This is a genomic window from Gluconobacter oxydans DSM 3504, assembly GCF_000583855.1.
Lineage (GTDB): Bacteria > Pseudomonadota > Alphaproteobacteria > Acetobacterales > Acetobacteraceae > Gluconobacter > Gluconobacter oxydans.
Genome location: NZ_CP004373.1, coordinates 1,830,001 through 1,853,643 on the forward strand (window position 1 = coordinate 1,830,001; position 23,643 = coordinate 1,853,643).

Here is a 23,643-nt window from a genome sequence, read left to right on the forward strand (position 1 = left end):
GCTGTCGAGTGCAATGGCATAAGCCCGCCTGACTGTGAGAGTGACAGCTCGATCAGAGACGAAAGTCGGCCATAGTGATCCGGTGGTCCCACGTGGACGGGCCATCGCTCAACGGATAAAAGGTACTCTAGGGATAACAGGCTGATCTCCCCCAAGAGTCCACATCGACGGGGAGGTTTGGCACCTCGATGTCGGCTCATCACATCCTGGGGCTGGAGCAGGTCCCAAGGGTTCGGCTGTTCGCCGATTAAAGTGGTACGTGAGCTGGGTTTAGAACGTCGTGAGACAGTTCGGTCCCTATCTGCCGTGGGTGTAAGAGACTTGAGAGGATTTGTCCCTAGTACGAGAGGACCGGGATGAACATACCTCTGGTGCACCGGTTGTCACGCCAGTGGCACAGCCGGGTAGCTAAGTATGGACGGGATAACCGCTGAAAGCATCTAAGCGGGAAACCCACCTCAAAACGAGGTCTCATAGAGCCGTGACAGACCATCACGTTGATAGGCCGGGTGTGAAAGTGCAGTAATGCATGCAGCTAACCGGTCCTAATCGCTCATACTTCTCACTCCAAAACACATGCACAGAAATCAGCCACACACTTCAAACGCACCAACCACCACCCTCTCTCAAAAGACAGGGTGGGCTGGAAGACCTGGTGGCCATTGCGAGGGCCCTACACCCGATCCCATCCCGAACTCGGCCGTGAAATCCCTCAGCGCCTATGATACTGCACCTTAAGGTGCGGAAAAGTCGGTCGCCGCCAGGTCCCCCAGCCTACCCAACACCACACCAAATCCCCCAACATCAACCAAACACCACCGCGGGGTGGAGCAGCCCGGTAGCTCGTCAGGCTCATAACCTGAAGGCCGCAGGTTCAAATCCTGCCCCCGCAACCATAGATCCCTGCACCAGGTGCCTGAAACCCCCACGAAACCAACAGGTTCGTGGGGGTTTTCGCGTTGAAGGCCGGGGGGAGGAGAGCTGTTTAGTCCAAGAGACTCACGGCGAAGCTTCAAATCAGGGGCGATCATATCGCTCAGATAACCTACTTTAGATGTTAGCGTACTCTCAGAGCGGGCTTCTTGCGTTTTAGCATTCAAAAAAACGGACAGTGTCATCTCGTTGTCCGCTTCCAGTCACTGGCTGCGGCTTTGTCCAGAATGATCGTGGCGTTGTCATGAAGACGGATTGCGGAGGCACTTACGGTCTCGCTTATAGGGCCGTTCAGAGCTTCATTGACGATTGCCGCCTTTCCTTCTCCGACAGCGACCAGCACAAGGCGCCTCGCATCAAGGATCGTGCCCACTCCCATGGTCAGGGCGCGAGGGGGGACACGGTCCGGATCGTTGCCGAACATGCCGCTGTTCTGACGTCGTGTGACCTCATCGAGATGTACAACCCGTGTCCGGCTGTCGAACGCTGAGGGGGGCTCGTTGAAACCAATATGACCGGTCTCGCCAATGCCCAGGAGTTGCAGGTCAATGCCACCTGCCGCATGGATAGCCGCTTCATAACGCGTACATTCCACTTCCAGATCCGGTGCAATGCCGTTCGGAACATGCGCCCGATTTGCCTGCATATTCACATGAGCGAACAGATGATCCTGCATGTAGTGATGGTATGAATTCGGATCCGTAGGCGCCAGGTCAACATATTCGTCCAGATTGAAAGAGGTGGTACCGGAAAAATCCAGTGCGCCTATCTCATGCTTCTGCACCAGAATCTGGTAGATATTTTCCATTGTACGGCCCGTTGCCAAGCCGAGAACAGGTGTGGGAGATCTGCGGATCTCATCCGTGATCATATCGGCGGCGCACTGGAAGGCCTGCTCGGGGCTGTCGGTGACAATGACATTCATGGGGTGCATCAATCCTGTATGACGTATCACGCTCGGCGCTCTGAATTGGTCCAGAATTTTATGACCTGAAATCTGCCGTCAAGCATGTTGTGCTTGCGCAGGAAGTGCCTGTTATCAGGAGGTGACATCATGGTTTCTGATCCAGAGGTAGGAGGCCAGTCTGACCATAACGTCGCGCATAGATCAGCAGGGCAAGATAGGATGGCAGAACAAGCAGTGCGAACATCGCCTGAAACCCGATCACGGGTTTCAGGGCCACATAAATCTGCGGAATGACGGCCCCGCCGCTATACGCCATGACAAGCAGTGCGGACGCCAGAGGCGTCCATGAACCTGCGCCACGGATCGCAATCGGGAAGATTGTGGGCATCAGCATGGCGTTGGCAGCTCCGAGGAGAGCCACGCAGAGTACAGAAACATAGCCATGCGTCAGGAAGGCTGTGATTGTGAGCATCCCTCCCAGAATGCAGGCCAGTTCCATGAGCCGTTCCTGTGTCAGGATGCGTGGAACAATCACAAAACCGGCCACGTATCCCCCCAGCATTGCGGTGAGGGTCAGAGAGGTGAAGAAGCGGGTCTGGCTGAGCGGCAAACCAAAGCCCTGCCCATAAGTGCCGATGGCATCCCCTGCCATGACTTCAATGCCCACATACAGGAACATGGCGACAATTCCGAAGATCAGATGTGGCCGGAAAATACGCCCATTACTTTCCCGTGGCCCCTGCAGGGCCGGCGCCTGAAGATCGGGTAGGCGACAAATTGCCACACCAATGGCCGTTACAAGCAGAATGACGGCCATCGTCATGTAAGGGGCATAAATGGCGTGGACAAAACCTGTGAGGATCGCGTTGCGCGCCGTAGGGTCTGTCGCGTCCTGTACGCGTTGGGAAATGCTGCCGATATCTCCCATAACCAGCGTCGCAAGAACAAGCGGCGCAAGGATCCCGGCGCATTTGTTGCATACCCCCATGATGGCGATACGCTGTGCGGCCCGCTCCGGCGGTCCGAGCAGGCTGACGAGAGGATTGATGACCACCTGCATCAGCGAGAGGCCAGCGCCCATGACCAGAAGACCGCTCAGCGCTCCTCCATAAAGGCGCATTGCAATGAACTGTCCAAACAGCGCCACGCCAGCCGCGCAGAGTAGAAGTGATACCGATAGCCCCCTGCGCAACCCCAGTTTCCGGGCCAGAAAAGACGCCGGCAGGGAAAAGAGGAAATATGAGAAATAGAATACCATGGGGACAAGAAAGGCGCTCGTATCACTGAGATCGAATGCCACACGCACAAAGGAAATCAGTGGCCCATTCATCCAGGTTACGAAACCCATGATGAAGAAGATTGCGGCCGCAACAGCCAGAGGCCCTAGGCCATAACGGCCGGTAAGGTTTTCGTTGGTCTGCGTGGTTCCTGTCATGATGTCAGCCCTGCAGCACGGAGGGTTCGGGAGGTCCGGTCGATCCAGTCGTCATCCGGGTCCCAGCCAGCCATACGTGCGGCATTGAGCAGTCCCCCTCCGACCGGAGGAAGACGGGGCTGGACGGGCGCGCCATGCCGGGCCGTGATGATGTCGCGGAGGAACTGGCTCTGGAAGGTTCCGCCAGCATAACTCCACGGGAGCGGGGTCCCGGAAAACTGGCGCTGTGCGGCATCGATATGGGCACCCAGATGATCCGCGGCGTCACGCATCAGCCGTCTGGCCGGTTCAAGCCCCTGCTCGGCCAGATCCGATACATGCCGGGCAAGGGCTGCGACACTGGCACGCGGGTGTTCAAGCGCTCCATACCATGCCAGTAGCGCCGTCCCACAGGCCTCTCTCTCGATTGGCAGCCCCATGGCACCTGCAAAGGGTTCGAAAAAGGCCTGATCCTCCTGATTGCGACCGTCGAGGAGCATGGTCAGAAGAGACAGCGCCTGACGACCGATCCAGAAAGCACTTCCTTCGTCACCGAACAGGCCGCCCCAGCCACCGACCTTGATCTGGTTGCCTCTGCCATCTGTCGCCCATGCAACGGAGCCCGTGCCGGACAGGAGGAGAACACCTGCGCGCCCACCGAAAGCTCCTGTACACGCCATTTCCACATCACCGGTAAAGCTGAAAGGTCGCGCAAAAGCGTTCCTGACGACTTCCTCCTGTTTGCGGCCCAGAACGCGGGTTTCGCCATACCCCGCAATCCCCAGCGAGAGGGCCTCCGTTGTGGCGGGGATCCGGGCGAGCAGGGACTGTAGAACAGTCTGCCAGTCGCTCTGGTCGAAAGGATTGGAACCCGCTTCCCGCATCACTGGTCCCAGTGTGCCGTCCCTGCCAAGCACCACCAGAAGTGTCTTTGTCCCCCCGCCATCTATTGCTGCGATGCTGGCAACAGGGGCAGAGGCGCGTGTCCGAGAAACCGGGGGCATGGATTGCAGGATTGGGTGTGTGGCTGTCATATCGGGGCGTTTCGTTCGAAGCGGAGGAAGCAGTTACGGGAAGCAGTGCGCGGAAATCCACGCAAGTGGCATGATGCTATCGGGCAAGAGTGAACACCATTTTGGAAAAATGACCTCCATCATAACGGATCACAACGTCTTTCCGGCCAATAATACTTTCTGCGCCCCTCGCATCGGTCTGGACCTGAATCCGCATGTTGCCCGCGATCCATAGATTGTTATTGATTTTCAGCGTGTCCTGACAGGGATCATGCAGTGAGAACGCCACATGATCTTTCCAGGATACCAGAGCGGCTCCCTGTTCGATCCTGACATCTGCTGCAGGCGTATCCGAGATCCGAAGGGTGCCGATATGTCCGCAGGATGCTCGCCACTGCATGGCCAGGGGATGATACTGCGATTTCGTATCTACGCCGCGCTGCAGATTTGCCGTTTCCCCGCCGAGTAGCATGTCCCGGTCCACCCTGGCGCTGACGCTCCGGCGGCTGTCGATCCGGCGTGTCACATCATGGGGCTGTCGGAGTGTCAGAAAATCATTCCTGAGACCGGCAGGCAGTGTGGCCTTCAGAAAGACGAATGTTGGTGCAAACCATAGATCCGCCAGATGGGGCGTCTCAACTGTTATTGTCGCGGGGAGCGGGGCGCTCGCACGTGGCACGAACGTTCCGATCCAGTCCCCCAGTAACGCGACGTAGCTTTCCATATCCATGCCGTAGGCACGGTCATAAGGACCTGAAAGGTTTTTCATGGGCGCGCTGTAGAATGCGGCGATATCCGTCCACAGATGTCGGGAAATGTCTTCTCCCTCGGACCGTATCATCGCGGTCGACCCATAGCGCCGCCATAGACCCAGCCCGAACAGGTCCACGCCATAATAGGTTGGCGAGTTATATTCCATGAAAGACTGGTTCTGGCGGAAGATGGCCACCGTGTCCTCGATCCAGCGGTCCCGGACATCTGCCAGCGATCTGTCGTGCCTATAGACTGCATCCTCGTCGAGGAGTTGTCCGAACATGATCGCAATATTCGTATAGGATGGGGAAAGACGTTTGTTGTGTAACTCGCCCTGCACAGCCTGATGAATGGAGTCATGAAGACGGCTGCGCAGGTCTGGCGAAAGGCGGTCCCCAAAGACATGCAGCATCAGGGCAAACTCTGAACCGATGAATTCTCGCCAGTTGGGATCATATTCATTCCAGGCAACAGCTTTTTCCGTTGGAAGGACTTCGTCGGGAGAACGGCGGAAAGTTCCGGCCCACGCAGCTTCATCTTTCATTTCCTCAGACGCCGGGTACTGGTTGTCGAGAATGACGCTCACAATATGTTCTGCGCGCTGCTGGTCAGTAGGGCCGTGGCGCATCATGAGCGCAAACGCATACCAGCTGCTTTCCCGGATCGGATGCGATACCGGATGCGAGGAACTCAGCACCGTACCGCGCAGCAGACCGACAGCAGGATCATAAAGGCTGTCCATGGAGGCCATGGCTTCGCGGAAAATCCAGCTCTGACGAACGTCGTTGGAAGCCGGGGTTTCAGGGGTACTCCATGCCGGAAGCGGAATCATTACACTGGCGCCAAGGCACATAGAGAGCGACAGGGAGCGGCGAAACCGTGATGAGAACATGGACGCAATATCTCCAGTCAGGACTGTCTTCAGATTTTCAGAAAAATGCGTCGCCGCCAGAGCAGCAGGTTCAGTATGAAGCACAGCCCCACATAGGTGACCGCCCATGCCAGTGTGGCAGTTTTTCCCGCACCGAACAGTCCGAAACTATGGTCATAACCCCACTGCCATAAGGTGACGGGAACTTCCCCCTCACGCACGGTCAGTGTCGTCATCAGCCCATGTCCAAGTTCCGAAAAAACATAGGCGACAATGGCATTTGCACCGAAAATGACAGCACCTGTGCAGACAGTCTGCGCCACCCGAAAGCGCTCCTGGATCCGACGGATGTCAAACAGTTCAACGCAGGCCGCAAGAAACAGAAATGATGCGCCTGCACACACGAGTGCATAGGAACTGGTCCAGAGGTTCTTGTTCAGGGGGAACAGGAAAGACCAGCCCGTACCGGCGATGAACGTTGTACTTCCCAGGCAGAGAAGGTGGCGAACCTTTCGCCTGTTGTCTTTGTCCTGCATCATGAGGCCGCCCAGCAGGCCGAACAGGGTCGTGGCCAGGCTTGGAATCGTGCTCAGAAGCCCTTCCGGATCACGAAAGCCATGATGGAGGCGCCCGGTATGAAACAGGGTCTGCGTCAGGGAAACGCAGGCCTGATCCAGCCAGTTGGCAAGATTATCATGAATGTCGAGTAGTGGGACATCCGACCCCGGCCATCCCAGCCCCGGCAGCGGCGTTCTGCATAGCAGGACCCAGTATACCAGAAGCAGTCCTGCCGCCGTGAGAGCGATGGATCGGAAGGATCTGACGTAGAGGTAAAACAGGACTGCAGCAAAATAGCAGATGGCGATCCGTTGGAGGACGCCGAAATACCGCATCGTTGTCCAGCCGAATGTTGGAAATACACTGATCAGGAGGCCGATTGCAAAAAGGATCAAGGCCCTGCGTGCTGCCCGACGCAGGATTGTCGCATGCGATGTCTGCTCGCGAAAAGGCCGTCGCATTGCGAAGATTACGGCGCTTCCCATCAGGAAAAGGAAATTTGGAAAGACCATGTCTGTCAGGGTCATGCCGTTCCAGGGGCTATGCTGAAGCTGCGAGAACGTATGGGCCGCATCCATGCCGTCATTAACCAGGATCATAAAAGCAATCGTCACCCCCCGGTCCACATCGATCGCGAGCGAACGATCGGACCGGGTCTCAACGACAGAAATATCCTGCGCTGTATTGATCAGAGTCATGGATGGACGGCTCCGTTCATTCCGGCTGCCTGTAACTGCCGAAATCACTGTATGATCCCACTCATAGGCCGGTCGAAATAGAAGCCATGATGCCGAAATTCGAACCGACATTGTAATTGGGTGAACTTCCGGAAATGGTCGTTCCATAAATGCCTTTGTATGAGCGGGCATTGGCAGTGACCCCGGCAATACCTGACAGGTAGTTGTTCCCGCCTATATTCTGCACGTTCAACTGGATCTGAGGGTGTTTGAAAATACCGAGCTTGGGTGCGAGCCTGTATCCAAGCGTTGTATTGGCCACCACGTAACCCGGCATTTTTTCATCGTTCATGAACGTCGCGTATTGGGAAGACAGATACCGAAGCTGGAAATTCCCGAAGAAGCGTCCGTCATCATAGGACAGTCCCAGAGAGGCCGTGAAATGCGGGCTCTGTACAGCGGTCTTGCCTTTCGTGGGAAGGTAGTCGCTGCCGACCTGATAGTTGTTGTCGATCCGTGCATCCAGATACTGGCCGGAGACGTAAGGGCTGAAGTGGTGCCAGGGCTGCAGACCAAATTCCACCTGCGCGCCACGCACGGTTTCACCACCTACATTCATGGTCTGGTCGATCAGGGTGGTCGTACCTGCAATATACCCGCTGGATGTAACCTGATGGTTCGTCAGGTTCAGGTTGAACAAAGACGCGGACACATTATAGAGGCCGTGATGGCGGAAGCCGATTTCTTCACCAATGGTATATTCGGGTTTGAGCGATCCCGGTTGCGAAACTGCAGTGGAGGATGATGGATCAAAGTCCTGCACCTGAGTCTCACTGCTTCCTGGAACGCGGAAAGCCGTCGTCGCATTGAAATAGACCTGATCGTGTTGCGTGACGTCAAAACTGGCTGCCAGTTGCGGAAGCGGCTCAAAATAGTTCCGGACACTTTTGTAAGGATCGGCCCCAGGCATGTCTTCCGTGGCCTGACGCGAGACCATGGCCGCCTTGATGCCCGCTTCAAGATGCAGTCTGTTCTTCAGAAGATCCAGTCGATCGGACAGGAACAGAGCGTTTGTCTGCTGCAACAGATTAAGGTTATAGCCTCGCAGGACTTTACCATTCTGTAGAATAATGGGGTATTTCCCGTCCATGTTTGCGACATTGCCGTTCAGATCCACTGTAGAGTAGGAGTTTTCTTCCCAGTGAGTGGCGTAAGAATACCAGTATCCGAAAGACAACGTGTTGTTGCCTCGTTTCCAGTCCAGTGAAGTCGTCAGGCCACTGTTCTTTGCATTATAGTAACCAATTCCCATGGCCGTAACTGTGCCATTGACCGTATAGGGCTGGTTGAGGGGGCCCGCAGGTTCAGTGCCGTAATAACTTCCATCCGCGGAAAGATTTGAGGCACCTGTGGCGGGGGAATACTGAAGAACGAAATAAGGCGTCGCGTTGAAAGAAAGTCCACTTCCCAGGTCGAGATGAAGCGGTGCAACGATCGTGATGCCGTTGCGGTTCTTGGTCTGGAATTTGTAATAGGCTGTATCGCCGGGCGTATATTCTTCGTTGAAATTGAAGCTGCGTCCGTACTCGTTCCACTGGCTCATGGTTGGGCGTCGGACAGCATTCCAGAAAAGGCGCGTATAACTGAAAACGACCCCGAACGAGTTCGATTTACCCCATTCCTTGATGAATTTTGCATCAGTATGGTAGCGCTGCAATACGCCAAAGCCGCGGTCCATATGTCCATGGGTGTTGGAAAATGACAGAAAACCGCGGATGCCTGAATGGCCGATATCACCGGTATCGAAGCGGACGAACTCCTTGTTAACAGAATAATTTCCGCCCATCAGGTCAAGATATCCTCCCATCTTGTGGGAGGGATCAATCATTTTTGCAGAAATCTGTCCGCCAACGGTATTATACAGCGGGGCTGTCAGGTCAGGTGATCCCTGCGCAACGGTAATACTGCCGATATTTTCGTTATCAACATAAGTCGAAGTAAAGGGCTCGTAATTGAAGGCATCAGCTACCGGGGCACCTTCGAACAGATACCCGACTTCCGTCTCATTCATCCCGCGCATGGAAAGCGCGTCCCCCGTCGCCCCCATGATATCCTGGCTCTGATAAGCAACACCCGGCATCGCGGAGATGAGTTCGTTCATGTTGGCAGTGGGAGACTGTTTCGCCAGATAGTCCCGGGTTACCGTGCTTTGTGAGCGTGGAACCCGCTGCACGCCCATCATGCCGCCGCCTGGCGTTGTATTCGTCACGCCGTTGGCCGCAGCAATGCCGGCGTGAATGGTCATGGCTTCCTCGGATCTTGCTTCAAGCGACCGGGGTACGGGCTTTCTGTCTGGCGCTTTGGGGCGTCCAGACGGGGAGCTGTTTCGCTGATCCTGACTGACAAGCTTGGAAACAGGCGCTCTGTGCAGATGTTTGGTGTTCGTTGCCGCAAAGGATGCGGTGGCGTTCATCGCTGAAATACAGCTTGTCGCTATGAGTATGCGTCGTTTTGTAGGCCACATAACAAGACCTCATTTGCGGAGATGATTGTTCCGGATTCAACACATATTCGATATCGAATTAATTTCCCATAGGATATTATATCCAGTAAATAAATTTCCTGAAGAACTTATTGGCGGGTTATAAGTCATGAATGAAACAGCTTTTCTTGACGGCATCGCAAGGAACATCGTGGCGCTTCTCGCGCGCCAGGGCGGCATGACACGATCGGATATCGCCTCTGCTCTCAATCTGAGTAAAGGAAGGGTGTCCGTCATCACCGGTCAGCTTCTGTCTCAGGGGGTTATTGAGGAATATGCGTATGTTCCCAGCAGTCGCCGTCCGTCTTCACTGCTGCGCCTTCATCCGGAATATGCGTCTTTCATCGGGGTTAGTCTTCATAACCGGGAAGCATCTGCCGTCGTTATCGACCCCAATGGTACCGTTCTTGCCAAGACCTTCTTCGAGCGTGGCGATGATTACGAAACAAGCATTCGTCGCATTAGCGATGCCGTGACAATGCTCAGAAATGAGTGCCCGCCAGGAACCAATTTTCAGGCGGTCGGGGTAGCTCTGCCTGCCTATGTCTCGATGGATAAGCAGGTCTGCGTTACGTCATCGGTTCTGGGATGGGACAATCTTGATGTCAGTGCGGCTATTTCCCGGGAAATCGGACTCCCGGTCTTTGTCGAAAATGACACGAATGCCCTGGCCGTTTACGAGAGCATGTTTGGGAGCATGCGCCATATTCCCGCATTCGTGGTTATGGCCGTGGGAGATGGAATTGGCGTGGCCTATACGGTCAATGGTTCGGTACACCATGGTGAATATGGTGGCGCAGGAGAACTCGCACATCTTCCCGTGGCGCAGAGCCTTTCGCAGGAGCCGCCTCGTCCATGTCGATGTGGAAACAGGGGGTGTCTTGAGACGGTCTCTTCATCGCAGGCGATCAGAACCCGCGCGCGGGAAGTTGGTCTGCCCCCGAATATTCAGCTGATTTCCGCAAAAGCGCGTGAAGGAGATCCTGAAGCCCTCCGTATCCTGCACACTGCTGCCAATAGTCTGGGTTATGCCGCTGCCAGCCTCATACAGATTCTGGATCCGAGACATATCATCATTGCGATCGAGGACGACCTTCTGCATGGGGTTTTTGCCGCAGCTCTGCGTCAATTTGTGGAACAAAATCTCATGCCGAGTTTTAATCGGCCGGAACGTCTTCAGCTGACCTGTTATGACACGCTTGTGTGGGCTACAGGAGCTGCGGGATTGGCTTCAAGGAAACACCTGTTCGGATCATGCTAGAAACATGCATGATCATATCCAATTTTAGTGTGTTATTCCTCCGCCCTCCTGATGCTGCCGATGCTTCAGGAAGGGGGAAGGTTTCTCTTGAATCGATGAAGAAAAACGTTTTGAAGCCGCATATATGGGGCGGCCTATGCGAGTATGTCAGACGGTTCGCCGCCCATTTACCCAGACTTCTTTTACGGCCAGAGAGTCATCAAGGACGGTAAAATCCGCCAGAAGTTCCGGAACGAGAGCCCCGCGGTCATGGAGGCCGAGATAGCGTGCGGCATTGGTGCTGACGAGCTTGGCGGCATTCGGAAGGGATGTTCCGGCCTGTACGGCATTTCTCAGAGCCTGATCCAGAGTAAGGATGCTGCCAGCGAGGGAGCCGTCGGGCAGGCGAACCGTGCCGTTGCTGATTGTGACGTCCTGTCCGCCGAGCTGGCTGGGACCGTCGGCCCCGCCGGTTCCTCGCATGGCGTCCGTTACGAAGAGTAAACGGCTGTCCATCAGGCGTGATGCCAGCCGAAAGCTGGCGGGATGGACATGGTGAGTATCGAAAATCATTTCGGCATACGCAACATCGCTGCACATCAGAGCCGTGACAGGGCCGGGCTTGCGCCCTTCAATCGGAGACATGGCATTGAAAAGGTGGGTAGCGCCGATCGTCCCCCCTGCTGCACAAACGAGGCAGATGGCACGCTGCGCGCCCTCATAATCAGTTGTGGTGTGACCCAGACTGACGCGCACGCCAGCTTCTGCAAACTGACGCATCGCGGTTTCAGCGTGATCCAGTTCCGGAGCAAGCGTCACCACACGGACACACCCCGTACTGATGGCCTCGGCCACCTTGTCAGGACTGGGAGCAATGGCAAAAGGGGGTTGTGCGCCGAGTTTATGTGGGCTGACGAAAGGTCCCTCCAGATGGGCTCCATGGATACGGGGACCCTTGTCTATGCCGCTCTTGCGAACTTCAGACACCGCATGCAGGGCACTCATCACGTCCTGCCAGGGCGCCGTAATAGTGGTGGGAAGGATTGTGGTCGTACCGTGCCTCATGTGAAAGCGCGAGAGCTTTCGGATGGCATCTGCTCCATCCATCGTGTCCGCTCCGTCACCTCCATGGACATGTCCATCCACGAAACCAGGCAGAATATAACGGTTGGGGGGAGTTGCGACGGGATTGATGGTGCGGATGTGGCTGTCGAAGCTGATACGTCCGGGAAGAATGCGATCAGCGAGGACAAGATTGCCGTCGAGATGAAGTGTCATTGGGTCTGATCCAGAGGGAGAAGGCCGGTCGGCCCGTAATGTCGGGCATAGAAGAAGACTGCAATATAGGTAGGGATGACAAGTAGCGCGAAACTGGTCTGGAAACCGATGAACGGTTTCAGGGCGACATAGAGCTGCGGCATGATGCTTCCTCCGCTATAAGCCATGACGATGAGGGCTGAAGCCAGCGATGTTCAGGGGGCGGCACAGCGGATCGCCATGGGAAAGAGCGTTGGCATTACCATGGCATTGGCCGCGTCTAGAAGGGCAATGCACCCGATCGAGACATGACCGGTTATCAGGAAAGCATGAGGGTAAGAATGACGCCGCAGATGCAGGGTAGTTCAGAAAAGCATTCCTGCGTAATGAGACGCGGTACTATGAGAAAGCCCAGCAGATAGCCGAAAAGCATAGCTGCGAGGGGGAGGGGTGTGAAAAATCCCGTCTGCCTCAAGGAAAAACCAGTTCCCGGCCTTCCTACAACTCTGCCAAGATGCTGTTCTTTTGGGTTTTTCTTTCGTCCAGATCCTTATATTTTCCGGGAGTGGGACCTGGCTGGTCCCATCAGCCTGATACAGGTCGAAAACGAATATGCGTCTTTCGGAAATGATCCGAAGTATATGGCTTGTTTTGCACAGCATGCTGGATGCGTTGCTCGGGGAACGAGGTACTACTTCTCGATTATCATCAGGAAAGCCCCGCCAGCATCAGGGGGTATAAGACCCTAACCGGATTTTAGGTTCGGAATTCATATCCAGAACGGACCTTGTATCTCCACACCCTCTCTCATTGCAGTTAGCGGATGGGGCAGGGTGTGGAGGTATCTCCTGGCAGAAAAGGGTCCGTTTATTTCTTTTGTGCCTTAAGGAACTGACCAGTGCCCGGTTGTGCGACCAGTTTACCATTATTCATGGCGAGCTTGCCTCTCTGGTAGACTTTGACAGGCCATCCCTGGACGGATCGACCTTCGTAGGGTGTGTAATCGATATTACTCTGGAAGAGACTATTGGTGATCGTCACGGATTTTTTCGGATCCCACAGGACGAGATCAGCGTCGGAGCCTGGAGCAATGGTGCCTTTTTGCGGATAGAGGCCGTATCGTTGGGCGGGGGTCGTCGCTGTCAGACGAACGAAGTCTGTCAGGTCGATTTTTCCGCTATTGATGGCCGCGTCATAGAAAACGGGCAGTCTCGTTCCTAGGCCGGGCATACCGTTGGGGATCAGAGAGAAATCCGCGTCCCGACCATGCCGTCCCTTGCCGACCGAGCCGTCGAACGTATAGCCGCAGTGGTCCGAGGAAATAATGCTGATCACGCCACTACGGATATACTGCCACATGCCTTCCTGAGCCGCTTTTGTGCGCAGGGGAGGGCTGCAGATATATTTCGTGCCTTCGAAGCCATCCCGCTTGAGGTCTTCTTCCGTCAGGGTGAGGTAGTGCGGGCAGGTTTCCGCCACGACCTTCACGCCACGGGACTGGGCGCGGCCGATTTCCTCGGCGACTTCGGGGCAGGAAACGTGGAAGATCTGGATCTTCTGGTGGGTCAACTCGCTCATCGTCATGGCACGATAAGTAGCCTCGCGCTCAACACAGGGCGGCCGTGATGTGACATGGCCATGCGGCTCGGTGCGGCCTTCGGCCAGATGCTTGAGGATCAGGTGGCGGATGGCGTCATAGTTTTCGCAGTGTACGGAGACGAGAATGTCGCTTTTATGCGCGGCTTCCAGAACCTGAAGGAACTGGCCGTCAGAGAGGTGAAAATCGTCATAGGTCATGAAGACCTTCAGGCCCGCCGCACCCCGTTCTGCCACGACAGGAATTTCATCACGGATGGTCTGCTCGTCGGTCCGGGTGATGATCTGGTGGATGGCGAAATCGATGCGGGAATTGGCGCCTTTCCTGCGATAGGCGTCAAACTGCTCTACGAGGCCACGGCCGGGAACATGGGAGGCAAAACAGACGACCGTAGTGGTGCCGCCGAGCAGGGCCGAGCCGGTGGCGGAAACGAAGTCGTCTTCGTGGATCGTCCCGTCGGCTTCTTCCTGTTCGATATGACAGTGGCCGTCGATTCCGCCCGGCAGGACGAGCAGGCCGGTTGCATCAATGGTTTCATGGCCTTTCAGGTCGAAACCGATATCGACGATCTTTGAGCCGTTTATTCCAATATCGGCAATATATTTATCCGTTGCGGTCACGATCATGCCGTTGCGGATAACGATGTCAAAAGTCGTCATGACGGGTTCTCCTGAAATATGGGGGAGCTGGTCAGCCGCCCCTGAGAATGTCCATGCAATCGGTTGCGACATTGCGCAGATGCATGACCATGGCTTCACGGGCGCCGGTGCTGTCACCGTCGAGCAGGGCGTCGAGGATGGCCAGATGTTCGCGTGTGGATGCGGGAACACGGCCGAGAGGGTAGGTGACCTCGCACAGGCGGGTCAGAGTCCGCAGTTCGTTGATGGAGCGCAGGAGGACCGAGTTGCCCGAGACTTTCGGGAACATCAGGTGCAGCCTGTCGTCGAGCTGCCACTGGGCGGCAGTCTGTTCGGGCGTTTCGCCAAGTTCGATGACTTCTCTGCGAAGGTTTTCCAGCATGCTGCGATCAAGTCTGTCGAAAGACAGGTTGATGGCTTCGCTTTCAAGGATCTCGCGGATGTGAATGCCCTGAAAGAACTCGGTGGCCGAGACATTCCGGACTGCAAACGAACGCGACCCCTGCTTGACCAGCAGATCTTCGGCAGCGAGTCGCATCAGGGCTTCGCGGACCGGGGTCCGTGAGATGTCCAGATGATCGGCCAGACGGCCCTCCACAACGGACATGCCGCTCGGAAGCTCTTTCTCGAGAATCATGCGCCGGATCTGCGTGTAGGCCAGTTCCGCAAGGTTTAATTCGCGTTCGGCCACCATGTAATCGCCCATTATGGTCCTTCCAGAGTCATTGCGTCCTGCAATGCGGCTGACAGTTCCTGCCATTCTTCTGGAGTGATGATATCAGAAGCCTTGCGGGTACGGCAGGAGGGCCATTTGCCCTGCATGACCAGGCAGGCTTTCAGGCGCAGGGTGGCGCGTCCCGACGGCGCACGGCCGTAGATCAGATTGGCCAGCGGTTGGATGACGTCATGGACCTTGCGGGCGGCGGGGAGGTCATTGTTTTCCATCGCGCGCCACAGCTTTGCGAGCGAGACGGGCAGGATGGCGGCGAGACTGACGAGACTGCCCGTCGTTCCGATGGCAAAGCAGGGCAGGAGATGTTCATCCCCCGAAGCCATGACGTCCACATGCGGTGCGACGCGGGCGGCGAGCCTGCGATGTTTGTCATAGGCGTTGGTTTCCCAACTGCCTTCCTTGATGGCGACGATACCGGGGAGCCTGAGCAGGCTTTCCAGGATCGGAAGGGAATAGGCCATGCCGCCGCTGCCGACTGACGACTGATACAGCATGATCGGGGCGTCTACGGCCTCACAGATGGCGGCATGATAGGCGATGATGGCATCATGGTCCTGTGAGACGGCCCATGAGAATGGCGGAAACACGAGCAGGGCGTCGGCTCCCGCCTCGACGGCATCCCGGGCGTGCAGGCAGGCTTCGTCAACGTCTTCGGACAGGATGCCCGAAACGATGATGCGATCCGCGCCAATGGTTTCGGCCGCCAGTTCCACGACGCGCCGCTTTTCCGCACGTGTCAGCAGATGGTTCTCGCCCGCATGACCGTTGCACAGGATTCCCACGATACCTTCGGGGCGCGTGCAGTCCAGAAGATGCTGCCTGAACAGGAGCTCATCCAGCGTCCCGTTTTCCAGGAAGGGTACCAGCGTTGCGGCATAGACACCCCGGAACGGCGTGGGGGATGCTGGGATCATGACTGTGGTCCAGTGGCTGCGGGAGTGGAAAAGCGGGTGGGGTCGAAGGCGCTCAGGTCCGGGTTGCCGCCCAGGATCCGCTCGGCGAGGAGGCGGCCCATATACGGGCCGCTCGTAAAGCCGGAATGGACGCAGCCGACGACAAAGGCATCATCATCGGGCGTCAGCGCGCCGATCAGGGGCATGGCGTCCGGCGTTTCGGATTCGAGGCCGAGCCAGACACGCAGGACCTGTGCTTCGTCGAGGCGCGGGACGACATACTGGGCCAGACGGACATTGCCGCGCAGGTTTTCGGGAATGACGCGGGTGCCGCCCTGATGGATGTTGCCTTCGCCCTGCCAGCCGCCGCCGATCAGCACGCTGCCATTGGCGAACTGCTTGAGGGACAGCAGGCCATTGGCAATGCTCAGTACACTTCCCATGACGGGAGGAAGCGTCTCCGTGACGACGAGCTGGTTGATGAGGCAGCGGATCGGAATGGTGTATCCAAGCCACCCCAGCATTTTCTCGAGCCATGCTCCAGTGCTGAGTACGATCCTGCGGCCATGCACGGGCTGGGCGCGACTGGAAACCCGGACGTCATAGCCACCGCCAGTGGCGGGGGTAATGGTCTCGACCGGACTGTTTTCGATGATCGTGACGCCGGCCTGCCGGAGCGCACGGGCATAGGCTCCCCCGACGCGATAGGTCGGAATATGGCCGTCCAGTGCGCAATAGGCAGCGGCGCGGAGGGTCGGATTCACCCCCGGTTCGATCCGGACGGCCTCTTCGGGGGAGACCACCTCGATGGGGGCTCCCATATCCTGCCTGACCCGTGCACGCTGGCGCAGAAGCTCTTCTTCGGCTTCGGTGAAGGCCATCGAAAGCCCTGGTGTCGCCAGGGCTCCCACGTCTTCCCCAAGCCAGCTGGCGCTGTCGAGCCACATTTCACGGCCGCGGATGGCATGGGGAATGAGCTGGGCGCGGGTCATGTGCAGGGTCAGGGTGCCCGCGTTGACGCCGGATGCGGCCCGGAACATGTCCTGCCTGTCGACCAGCGCCACCTTCTGGCCGCCGCGCGCGAGGAAAAGTGCGGTTGTGGCGCCCATGACACCGGCACCCACGATGACCGTGTCAAAAACGTCCGGTCTGGTCTGCAGGGCTGGGGTCATAGCGGGGCCGCCTTCGGAAGGGGAATGTCGGAATAGGCGAAGGTCCCGGTCACGGCTGTGAGGGGGAGGGGGAAGAAGGGCATTCGGGCCGTGAAACTGCCCGCTTCTTCGGGAGTGTTGCCGCAGGCCGCCGTCAGCAGGCCCCGGGCGCTGTCCTCGCACATCCGGCCCTGACAGGGCCCCATGCCGCAGCGTGTCCAGGCCTTGAGCTGGTTCAGGTCTTCGGCTCCGGCCTCGATGGCGGAGCGCAGGGTCGCGGCCTTCACCCGCTCACAGCGGCAGACGATTGTCTCGTCCTGAAGATGGGCCGGGATGGCGCTCCCGGCGTTCATCAGGGGAAGCATCCGGCGGGAGACGGCTTCGAGACGGCGAAGCTGCCGCAGGGGCGCACGTGTGAGGGTTTCGTAGGTTTGGGCGGAGATCACACCCCGGTCCTGGGCAATGGCATGGGCCGTGATCAGGCCCCGCAAACGGGCCACGGCCATGCCCCGGATGCCGGCGGCGTCGCCCGTGACATAAAGATCGGGGCGGCTGGTACGGCCTGCGACATCCGTAACGGGTTCGAGATAACCGCCAACGTGATCATGACGGTGCTGGACACCGGCCGTGCGTGTGATGAGGGTGGAAGGCTTGAGTCCATATCCGCAGGCTGCGGCCTCGGCAGCATAGACGTGGCGGCGTTCAGGGTGGTCCATCTCGCTGACGGTCAGGAGAAGGCCGGTTTCCGTTTCCTGCGCCGCCGAAATATGGGCGCGGTGGTGGATCGGAATGCCAGCTTTCCGGAGGCGCAGCATCCAGCGGGTGGCCTGTGTCAGACGGGCGGGATCCAGAGACAGCATGGCGCCGAGACGGAGCCAGTTGGAGCGGTGACCCGCATCCACGATGGCGGCGACCTTGCCGCCCAGTTCAAGTACCTGATGGGCGACCGAGAACAGAAGTGGTCCCGACCCCGCCACTACGACGGTCTGGCCGGGCAGGGTGCCGCCGTTGCGCATCAGGATGCTGGCGCCCGCAAGCCCGGTGATGCGGGGCGTGGTCCAGCCCTGGAACGGAAGGAAGCGCTCGGTGGCACCATTGGCGACGACGACGGTCGACGGGGGAAGCTGATCGATGCCGTCCGGCCCGATCAGGTCGAGGGTCAGGGTAGGGGACAGGCCCCAGACGCGGGTGGAAAATCGGACATCCACCGGGGATGCAGCCAGTTTCTGGCGCAGGGCGTCGCCGCCGGAAAATTCGTGATTGGGCGGAACTGTCTGGCGGGCATAGGGTGAGGGCGCGCGGAAGATCTGACCGCCCGCAGCCGGCTGTTCGTCAATCAGGGTGACGGGAAAATTGTGCCGGGCGAGCGCGATGGCGGATGTCGCACCGGCGATGCCTCCACCGATGACGGTAACGGGGGAGAAATCAGGACTGGACATAGGGCGTGACGGTCATGTTCGGGAGGACGGGAGCCTTGCAGGCATAGGCGACGGCGCCGTCGATGCGGACGCGGCATTCCTGGCAGCTTCCCATGAAGCAGAAGGCACCGCGTGGTGTGCCATCGACGCCGGACTGGCCGAGTTCCGTGATTCCGGCGCGTCTGAGGGCCGCTGCAACCGGTTCTCCCTCGATGCCTTCGATGGCCTGGCTCAGGAAGGTGAAGGTGACGGATTGCATCTTGTTTCCTATCGGGATCGGTCCGGAGAAGAAATTTCTTTTAAAGGGTTTTCTATCGTATACAGAACGTATATCTGAATTAGATCAGTGATCGGGCAACCGCAACCCCAAAGTCGCACAGCATGCAGGGAAACCTTTCTTGAGAGCGAATTGGAACAGTCTGTTGCTGGGGTTCTGCGCTGTTTCCGGTGCCCTGTGGGGTGGGGGAGCAGAGGCGAGGGACAGCGCCGCCATCCGGGCGAGCGGGCACATCAATATCGGTGTAGAGCCCGGGCTGCCTCCGCTTGGGGAATATGACGATCATAACGAACTCGTCGGATATGATGTCGATATCGGCCGGGAGATTGCCCGAGGCATGGGTGTCGAGCCGCGTTTCGTGACGCTCGCGTCCAGCGGACGCATTCCCTATCTGATGGCCGGGAAGGTCGATATCGTTCTCGGCGGCCTGACGCTCACGCCCGGTCGTGCGGAGGTTATTGCGTTTTCACGGCCGCTTTATTCCGAACAGTTTGCAGTCATCACACCCGAGGATCGGGGTATTGCCTCCTTCGCGGATCTTGAATCGGGCGCGCATCGTTTGATCGAGGTGCGGGGTTCAACGGCGGTTGCCTATCTGCAGCAGCGCGTTCCCAAGGCGCCGATGCTGCTTCTGGAGAGCTATGCCGATGCCATCCGCGCGCTGGCGCAGGGGCGCGGCGATGCGATGGTGGATGTCATTGAATATGTCGGCCATTACCTGCCGTCCCAACCCCAGGTTCACTGGCGGATCATTCGGGGATTTGCGCCGCCGGTAGGGGATGACTGCATCGGGATGACGCGGCAGGACGTGACCCTGCGCGGGGACGTGAACCGTATTCTCGACGCGATGGAGCATGACGGGCGTCTGGAGCAGATCCATCGCCGGTGGTTCGATCCAGTCGTGGCGGAAAGCGTGCCATGACGGGGCTGGATTTCCGTCCCGTTTTTGCGCGGCTGCCGTTCCTTCTGGGCGGTGTCGGCGTGACGGTCCTGATTGCAGGGCTGGCCTTCGTGTTCGGCCTGTTGCTGGCGGTCGGGCTGGCGGTTGTGCGTTTTGAAAATCAGGGAGGCTGGCGCAGGTTCAGCCGCAGCTACAGCACGGCCCTGAGCAACACGCCGCAGCTCTCGCAGATTTTCGCGGTTTTCTACTGTCTGCCACTGATGGGGCTGATGGTTTCGCCCTTTCTGTCGGTTGTGATCGGGATGACGCTCAATGCGGCGGCCTATCTGGCGGATATTCTCGGGGCGGGCATGGCGCGGGTGCCGCCGGTCTATCATGAGGTTGCGCTGACGCTGGGGCTGAATCGGCGTCAGACCTATCTGCGGGTGATCCTGCCCTATGCGGGGCGTACGATGTTCCCGGCGCTGGCCAACCATTTCCAGATCATGATCCTGGGCAGCGCGATGGCGTCCATTTTCGGCGTCGAGGATCTGACCGGCCGGGCTTATGATATCGGATCGACAACGTTCCGGATTCTTGAGGTCATGCTCGTGACGGGCGGTTTGTATGCCGTGCTGTCCTTTGCTCTGACCGGCGTGTTTGCCCTGTGCCGCCGGACGATGGAGCGGATGGTATGATTGCGTTTTCGCATTATGACATCGCGCTTCTGCTGCAGGCGATGGGCCGGACGGTCGAGCTGTCGCTGGGCGGCGGTCTTCTCGGGATTGCCGGGGCGATCATCCTGACGGCGCTGCGGCTGTCGGACCTGCGCTACATGTTTCCGCTGCGGATGCTGGCAGTGCTTTATGTGCAGACCATCCGGCGCATTCCGTTCATCGTGACGCTGTATATCGTCTTTTTCTGTGCGGGCATGATGGGTGTGGACGTGTCGGCGACCGTTGTGGCGATCGGCTCCATCGGGCTGATTGCCGCAGCCTATCTCTGCGAGATCCTGCATGGCGGTGTGAAGACGGTTCCGGTGGAGCAGGTCGAAGCCGCACTGGTGCTGAACCTGCCTCTCTGGGCACGGTGGCGCTATGTGATCGGCCCGCAGGCGATGTCCGCCGTTGTGCCACCTGCTGTGGGATATCTGGTTCTGTTCATCAAGGACACGGCGCTGGCTTCGCAGATCGGGGTTGTGGAGCTGAGCCAGGCGGGTGTGATCCTGTCCAACCGCGGGCTGCCCTCGGTGCAGGTCTTCTGCGTGGTGCTGCTGCTTTATTTCGCTATTTCCTATCCGCTGACCTGCCTGAGCCGCCTGCTGGAGAAACGCATTGCCGTACATTGATGTCCGCGACGTCTGCGTCCGCCACGGGAAAAACGAGACCCTGCGTCATGCCGGGTTCGAGGCCGAGCGCGGGGAGATCGTGAGTTTCATCGGGCCGTCCGGCTCGGGCAAGACCACGTTCCTGCGTACGCTGATCGGGCTGCAGCCGGTCTGGCAGGGTCGGATGGGCGTTGACGGGCGGATCGTGGATATGGCCGCTCCGGCATCGGCGCGCATCCTGCGGGAGCAGGCGGCGATCGTGTTCCAGCAATACGGGTTGTTCGGTCACATGTCGGTTCTGCGGAACCTGACGCTGGCGCCGACAGTCGTGGCGAAGCGCTCGCGCCGGGATGCCGAGCATGAGGCCCGGGCGCTGCTGGAGCGGCTGGGTCTGGCGAACAAGGCCGACATGCTGCCTGCCGACCTGTCGGGCGGACAGAAGCAGCGTGTGGCGATTGCGCGCGCGCTCATGCTCCGGCCTTCGCTGCTTCTGCTGGATGAGCCGACATCGGCGCTCGATCCGCACAAGGTGCGCGATGTCGGTGTGCTGCTGCGCGATCTGGCGCAAGACGGCATGACGATCGTTCAGGTTTCCCACGCGATGAATGTCGTTTCATCGCTGTCCGACAGGATCGTCCTTCTCGAGGATGGTCAGGTCAGGGCTGTCGGAAAGGGTCGTGGATGTGCGGCGCAGCAGCCGGATATCGCGGCGTTCATGAATACCCATGGCGGTGATGCCGCAGCGGATCCAGCCGGCTTGCGGCCGGACCCGGAACATTGAGGAAGGAAAGACCCATGAAGTTTCGTGGAACATATACCGTCATGATCACGCCGTATGACAGCGAAGGGCGCGTTGACGTCCAGGGGCTGCGGCGCTTCACCGACTGGCAGATCGCCCAGGGTATCGCCGGCCTCATCCCGCTGGGGTCCACCGGCGAGTTCCTGTCGCTGACGGATGATGAACGCACGCTCGTTGCGCAGACGGTCATCGAGCAGGCGGCGGGGCGTGTTCCGGTGTTCATCGGGACGGGCGCCGAGAATACCTATGACGTGATCCGCTACAGCCAGGAAGCCGAGAAGCTCGGGGCGGATGGCGTGATGATCATCCCGCCGTTCTATTCCACGCCGACGGATGACGAATTGTTCGTCCATTATCGCCGGGTGTCGGATGCGATCGGTCTGCCGATCATGCTCTACAACAACCCGGCCACGGCGAATGTGGATCTGAAGCCGGAACTGGTGGCGCGCCTGTCCCATATCGACAACTGTTGCCTGATCAAGGAATCCACGATGGATGTGACCCGCGTGCGGGACATCATCCGGCTTTGCGGTGACCGGCTCTCGGTTTTCGGCGGGATCATGGGCTTTGAAAGCTTCCTTGAAGGGGCGATCGGCTGGGTAGCTGTTGCGTCCAACGTGGCGCCGCATGTCATGAGCGAGATTTTCAATCTCTGCGACGGTTACAAGGATATCGGCAAGGCCCGCGAGATGTATTTTCGCCATGTCCCGCTGATCCAGTTCGTGGGCGGTCAGGGCTATGTCTCGGGGACGAAAGCCCTGCTGAAGCATATGGGCTTCGACGTGGGCGGTCCGCGCGCGCCGCGTCTGCCGCTGCCGGCTGAGGATGATGCGCGGGCGCTTCAGATCGTCCGCGATCTGGACCTGCGGTTCGAAGAAAGCGCCTGATATGGGGGGCAGCCCTGTATCCTGTCTGATTCGGGGGGCGGGGCTGCTCTGTGCAGCCCTGGCGTTCGGAGCGCAGGCCGCGCCATGCCCGGAGGCGGTCAGCGGGCTGATTTCCCCCGGGCATCTGGTCATGGCGACCAATCCGACGCTGCCGCCCCTGCAATATGTGACGGTGGACGGACAGATCGCCGGGATGCGGATCGAACTCGGAAACGAGATCGCCCGCAGGCTTTGCCTGGCGCCGATCACGCTTTCGACGTCCTTTGCGCAGCTCACGCTTGGACTGCTTGAAAAGCGGTGGGACGTCATCAATACGGGGATGTTCTACACCGTCCAGCGGGCGCGGCTGATGGAAATGATCCCGTACGAAATCCAGGCGATCAGCGTTTCCCTGAATGATGATTCCGCGTTGCATCCTGCTAGGCTCGAGGATCTGTCAGGATCTTCGATCGGGGTCGAGATGGGCGGGATCGAGGAGCATCACGCCCGGGAGGCTGATAAGGCGCTGCGGGATGCAGGGCGTCCGGGCTTCGATATCAAGACGTTCCAGAACGTGGGCATCGCCTTTGCCGCCCTGCGGGCGCGGCAGGTGACGGCCGTGTTCTCCATAGACGCGGTGGCACGGCGCAATGCGCTTCAGGGTGGCGTGAGGCCGGTTCTGAAGGGGCTGTATCCCACCCCCGTTGCCCTGGCGCTGCGGGATCCGGCTCTGGCGCAGCGACTGGCGGAAGTTCTGGAAAACATGCGTGAGGACGGAACGCTGGAGCGCCTCATGGCGCCTTATGGCGTCTCGCCTTTTCCCGGACGGATCGCGGTCTCGGGGCCGTCCCATCCGTCCGGCACACCCTGATACGACACACTGATTCGATACACGAGCA

General features: G+C 58.5%; 21 protein-coding genes, 1 tRNA gene and 2 rRNA genes (1 of these 24 only partly in view). 10 read left to right on the plus strand and 14 right to left on the minus strand.

Going from position 1 to position 23,643, the window contains the following annotated elements; translation table 11 throughout:
- The 3 genes from GLS_RS08000 to GLS_RS08010 form a co-directional block, all read left to right on the plus strand.
- Positions 1-569: ribosomal RNA gene (locus tag GLS_RS08000) — 23S ribosomal RNA — on the plus strand (it extends 2,167 nt beyond the left edge of the window).
- An 82-nt stretch (positions 570-651) separates the two neighbouring features.
- Positions 652-766: ribosomal RNA gene (rrf, locus tag GLS_RS08005) — 5S ribosomal RNA — on the plus strand.
- A 53-nt stretch (positions 767-819) separates the two neighbouring features.
- Positions 820-896 (plus strand) — tRNA-Met (locus tag GLS_RS08010).
- 218 nt (positions 897-1,114) lie between these two features.
- Here GLS_RS08010 and nagB read toward each other — a convergent pair.
- The 6 genes from nagB to GLS_RS08040 form a co-directional block, all read right to left on the minus strand.
- Positions 1,115-1,858, minus strand: a complete 744-nt coding sequence (gene nagB / locus GLS_RS08015) for a glucosamine-6-phosphate deaminase (protein ID WP_041111695.1) — start codon at positions 1,856-1,858, stop codon at positions 1,115-1,117.
- Positions 1,859-1,985: 127 nt separating this feature from the next.
- Entirely contained in the window at positions 1,986-3,275 is a 1,290-nt protein-coding gene (gluP, locus tag GLS_RS08020) for a glucose/galactose MFS transporter (protein WP_041111821.1), read from the minus strand.
- The gene (locus tag GLS_RS08025) at positions 3,272-4,288 is read right to left on the minus strand and encodes an N-acetylglucosamine kinase (RefSeq protein ID WP_080691928.1); all 1,017 of its coding nucleotides are present in this window, start codon (positions 4,286-4,288) and stop codon (positions 3,272-3,274) included. Before GLS_RS08025 ends, gluP begins: the two co-directional genes overlap by 4 nt.
- A gap of 76 nt (positions 4,289-4,364) precedes the next feature.
- Positions 4,365-5,912: a hypothetical protein gene (locus tag GLS_RS08030; protein WP_041111822.1), complete on the minus strand. Its 1,548-nt coding sequence runs from the start codon at positions 5,910-5,912 to the stop codon at positions 4,365-4,367.
- 29 nt (positions 5,913-5,941) lie between these two features.
- Positions 5,942-7,147 (minus strand): acyltransferase family protein, encoded by a 1,206-nt coding sequence (locus GLS_RS08035; RefSeq protein WP_052327535.1) that lies wholly within the window; start codon positions 7,145-7,147, stop codon positions 5,942-5,944.
- Positions 7,148-7,208: 61 nt separating this feature from the next.
- Positions 7,209-9,431 carry a TonB-dependent receptor gene (locus GLS_RS08040; protein ID WP_158413641.1) on the minus strand — a complete coding sequence of 741 codons (2,223 nt, stop codon included), beginning with the start codon at positions 9,429-9,431 and terminating at the stop codon, positions 7,209-7,211.
- A 346-nt stretch (positions 9,432-9,777) separates the two neighbouring features.
- Between GLS_RS08040 and GLS_RS08045 the strand changes: the two genes are divergently transcribed.
- Positions 9,778-10,929, plus strand: a complete 1,152-nt coding sequence (locus tag GLS_RS08045) for an ROK family transcriptional regulator (protein WP_041111824.1) — start codon at positions 9,778-9,780, stop codon at positions 10,927-10,929.
- A 147-nt stretch (positions 10,930-11,076) separates the two neighbouring features.
- On the opposite strand, the gene nagA is transcribed toward GLS_RS08045, so the two are convergent.
- The 8 genes from nagA to GLS_RS08085 form a co-directional block, all read right to left on the minus strand.
- Positions 11,077-12,186, minus strand: coding sequence for an N-acetylglucosamine-6-phosphate deacetylase (gene nagA / locus GLS_RS08050; protein ID WP_041111825.1), 1,110 nt, complete (start codon positions 12,184-12,186; stop codon positions 11,077-11,079).
- Entirely contained in the window at positions 12,183-12,329 is a 147-nt protein-coding gene (locus tag GLS_RS13370) for a hypothetical protein (RefSeq protein ID WP_155721048.1), read from the minus strand. Before GLS_RS13370 ends, nagA begins: the two co-directional genes overlap by 4 nt.
- A gap of 703 nt (positions 12,330-13,032) precedes the next feature.
- Positions 13,033-14,421: a dihydropyrimidinase gene (gene hydA, locus GLS_RS08060; RefSeq protein WP_041111826.1), complete on the minus strand. Its 1,389-nt coding sequence runs from the start codon at positions 14,419-14,421 to the stop codon at positions 13,033-13,035.
- A 31-nt stretch (positions 14,422-14,452) separates the two neighbouring features.
- Complete coding sequence (locus GLS_RS08065; protein WP_226986546.1) at positions 14,453-15,106, minus strand: GntR family transcriptional regulator; 654 nt, start codon at positions 15,104-15,106, stop codon at positions 14,453-14,455.
- Positions 15,106-16,047, minus strand: a complete 942-nt coding sequence (locus GLS_RS08070) for a dihydrodipicolinate synthase family protein (RefSeq protein WP_041111827.1) — start codon at positions 16,045-16,047, stop codon at positions 15,106-15,108. Before GLS_RS08070 ends, GLS_RS08065 begins: the two co-directional genes overlap by 1 nt.
- Positions 16,044-17,198, minus strand: coding sequence for an NAD(P)/FAD-dependent oxidoreductase (locus tag GLS_RS08075; protein WP_041111828.1), 1,155 nt, complete (start codon positions 17,196-17,198; stop codon positions 16,044-16,046). Before GLS_RS08075 ends, GLS_RS08070 begins: the two co-directional genes overlap by 4 nt.
- Positions 17,195-18,616: an FAD/NAD(P)-dependent oxidoreductase gene (locus GLS_RS08080; RefSeq protein ID WP_041111829.1), complete on the minus strand. Its 1,422-nt coding sequence runs from the start codon at positions 18,614-18,616 to the stop codon at positions 17,195-17,197. The genes GLS_RS08075 and GLS_RS08080 overlap by 4 nt, the downstream gene beginning before the upstream one ends.
- Positions 18,603-18,854 (minus strand): (2Fe-2S)-binding protein, encoded by a 252-nt coding sequence (locus GLS_RS08085; RefSeq protein ID WP_080691930.1) that lies wholly within the window; start codon positions 18,852-18,854, stop codon positions 18,603-18,605. The genes GLS_RS08080 and GLS_RS08085 overlap by 14 nt, the downstream gene beginning before the upstream one ends.
- 139 nt (positions 18,855-18,993) lie before the next feature.
- Here GLS_RS08085 and GLS_RS08090 point away from each other — a divergent pair, with 139 nt between their 5' ends.
- Genes GLS_RS08090 through GLS_RS08115 form a run of 6 tightly spaced genes read left to right on the plus strand, consistent with a single transcriptional unit; the run spans position 18,994 to position 23,615 of the window.
- Positions 18,994-19,794, plus strand: a complete 801-nt coding sequence (locus GLS_RS08090) for a transporter substrate-binding domain-containing protein (protein ID WP_041111831.1) — start codon at positions 18,994-18,996, stop codon at positions 19,792-19,794.
- On the plus strand, positions 19,791-20,450 hold the full coding sequence (locus GLS_RS08095) for an amino acid ABC transporter permease (RefSeq protein ID WP_041111832.1): 660 nt from the start codon (positions 19,791-19,793) through the stop codon (positions 20,448-20,450). The genes GLS_RS08090 and GLS_RS08095 overlap by 4 nt, the downstream gene beginning before the upstream one ends.
- Positions 20,447-21,100: an amino acid ABC transporter permease gene (locus tag GLS_RS08100; protein ID WP_041111833.1), complete on the plus strand. Its 654-nt coding sequence runs from the start codon at positions 20,447-20,449 to the stop codon at positions 21,098-21,100. The genes GLS_RS08095 and GLS_RS08100 overlap by 4 nt, the downstream gene beginning before the upstream one ends.
- The gene (locus GLS_RS08105) at positions 21,087-21,860 is read left to right on the plus strand and encodes an amino acid ABC transporter ATP-binding protein (protein ID WP_041111834.1); all 774 of its coding nucleotides are present in this window, start codon (positions 21,087-21,089) and stop codon (positions 21,858-21,860) included. Before GLS_RS08100 ends, GLS_RS08105 begins: the two co-directional genes overlap by 14 nt.
- Positions 21,861-21,874: 14 nt before the next feature.
- Positions 21,875-22,765 carry a dihydrodipicolinate synthase family protein gene (locus GLS_RS08110; RefSeq protein ID WP_041111835.1) on the plus strand — a complete coding sequence of 297 codons (891 nt, stop codon included), beginning with the start codon at positions 21,875-21,877 and terminating at the stop codon, positions 22,763-22,765.
- Between the two features lies 1 nt (position 22,766).
- Positions 22,767-23,615 (plus strand): transporter substrate-binding domain-containing protein, encoded by an 849-nt coding sequence (locus tag GLS_RS08115; protein WP_041111836.1) that lies wholly within the window; start codon positions 22,767-22,769, stop codon positions 23,613-23,615.
- Positions 23,616-23,643: the final 28 nt, after the last annotated feature.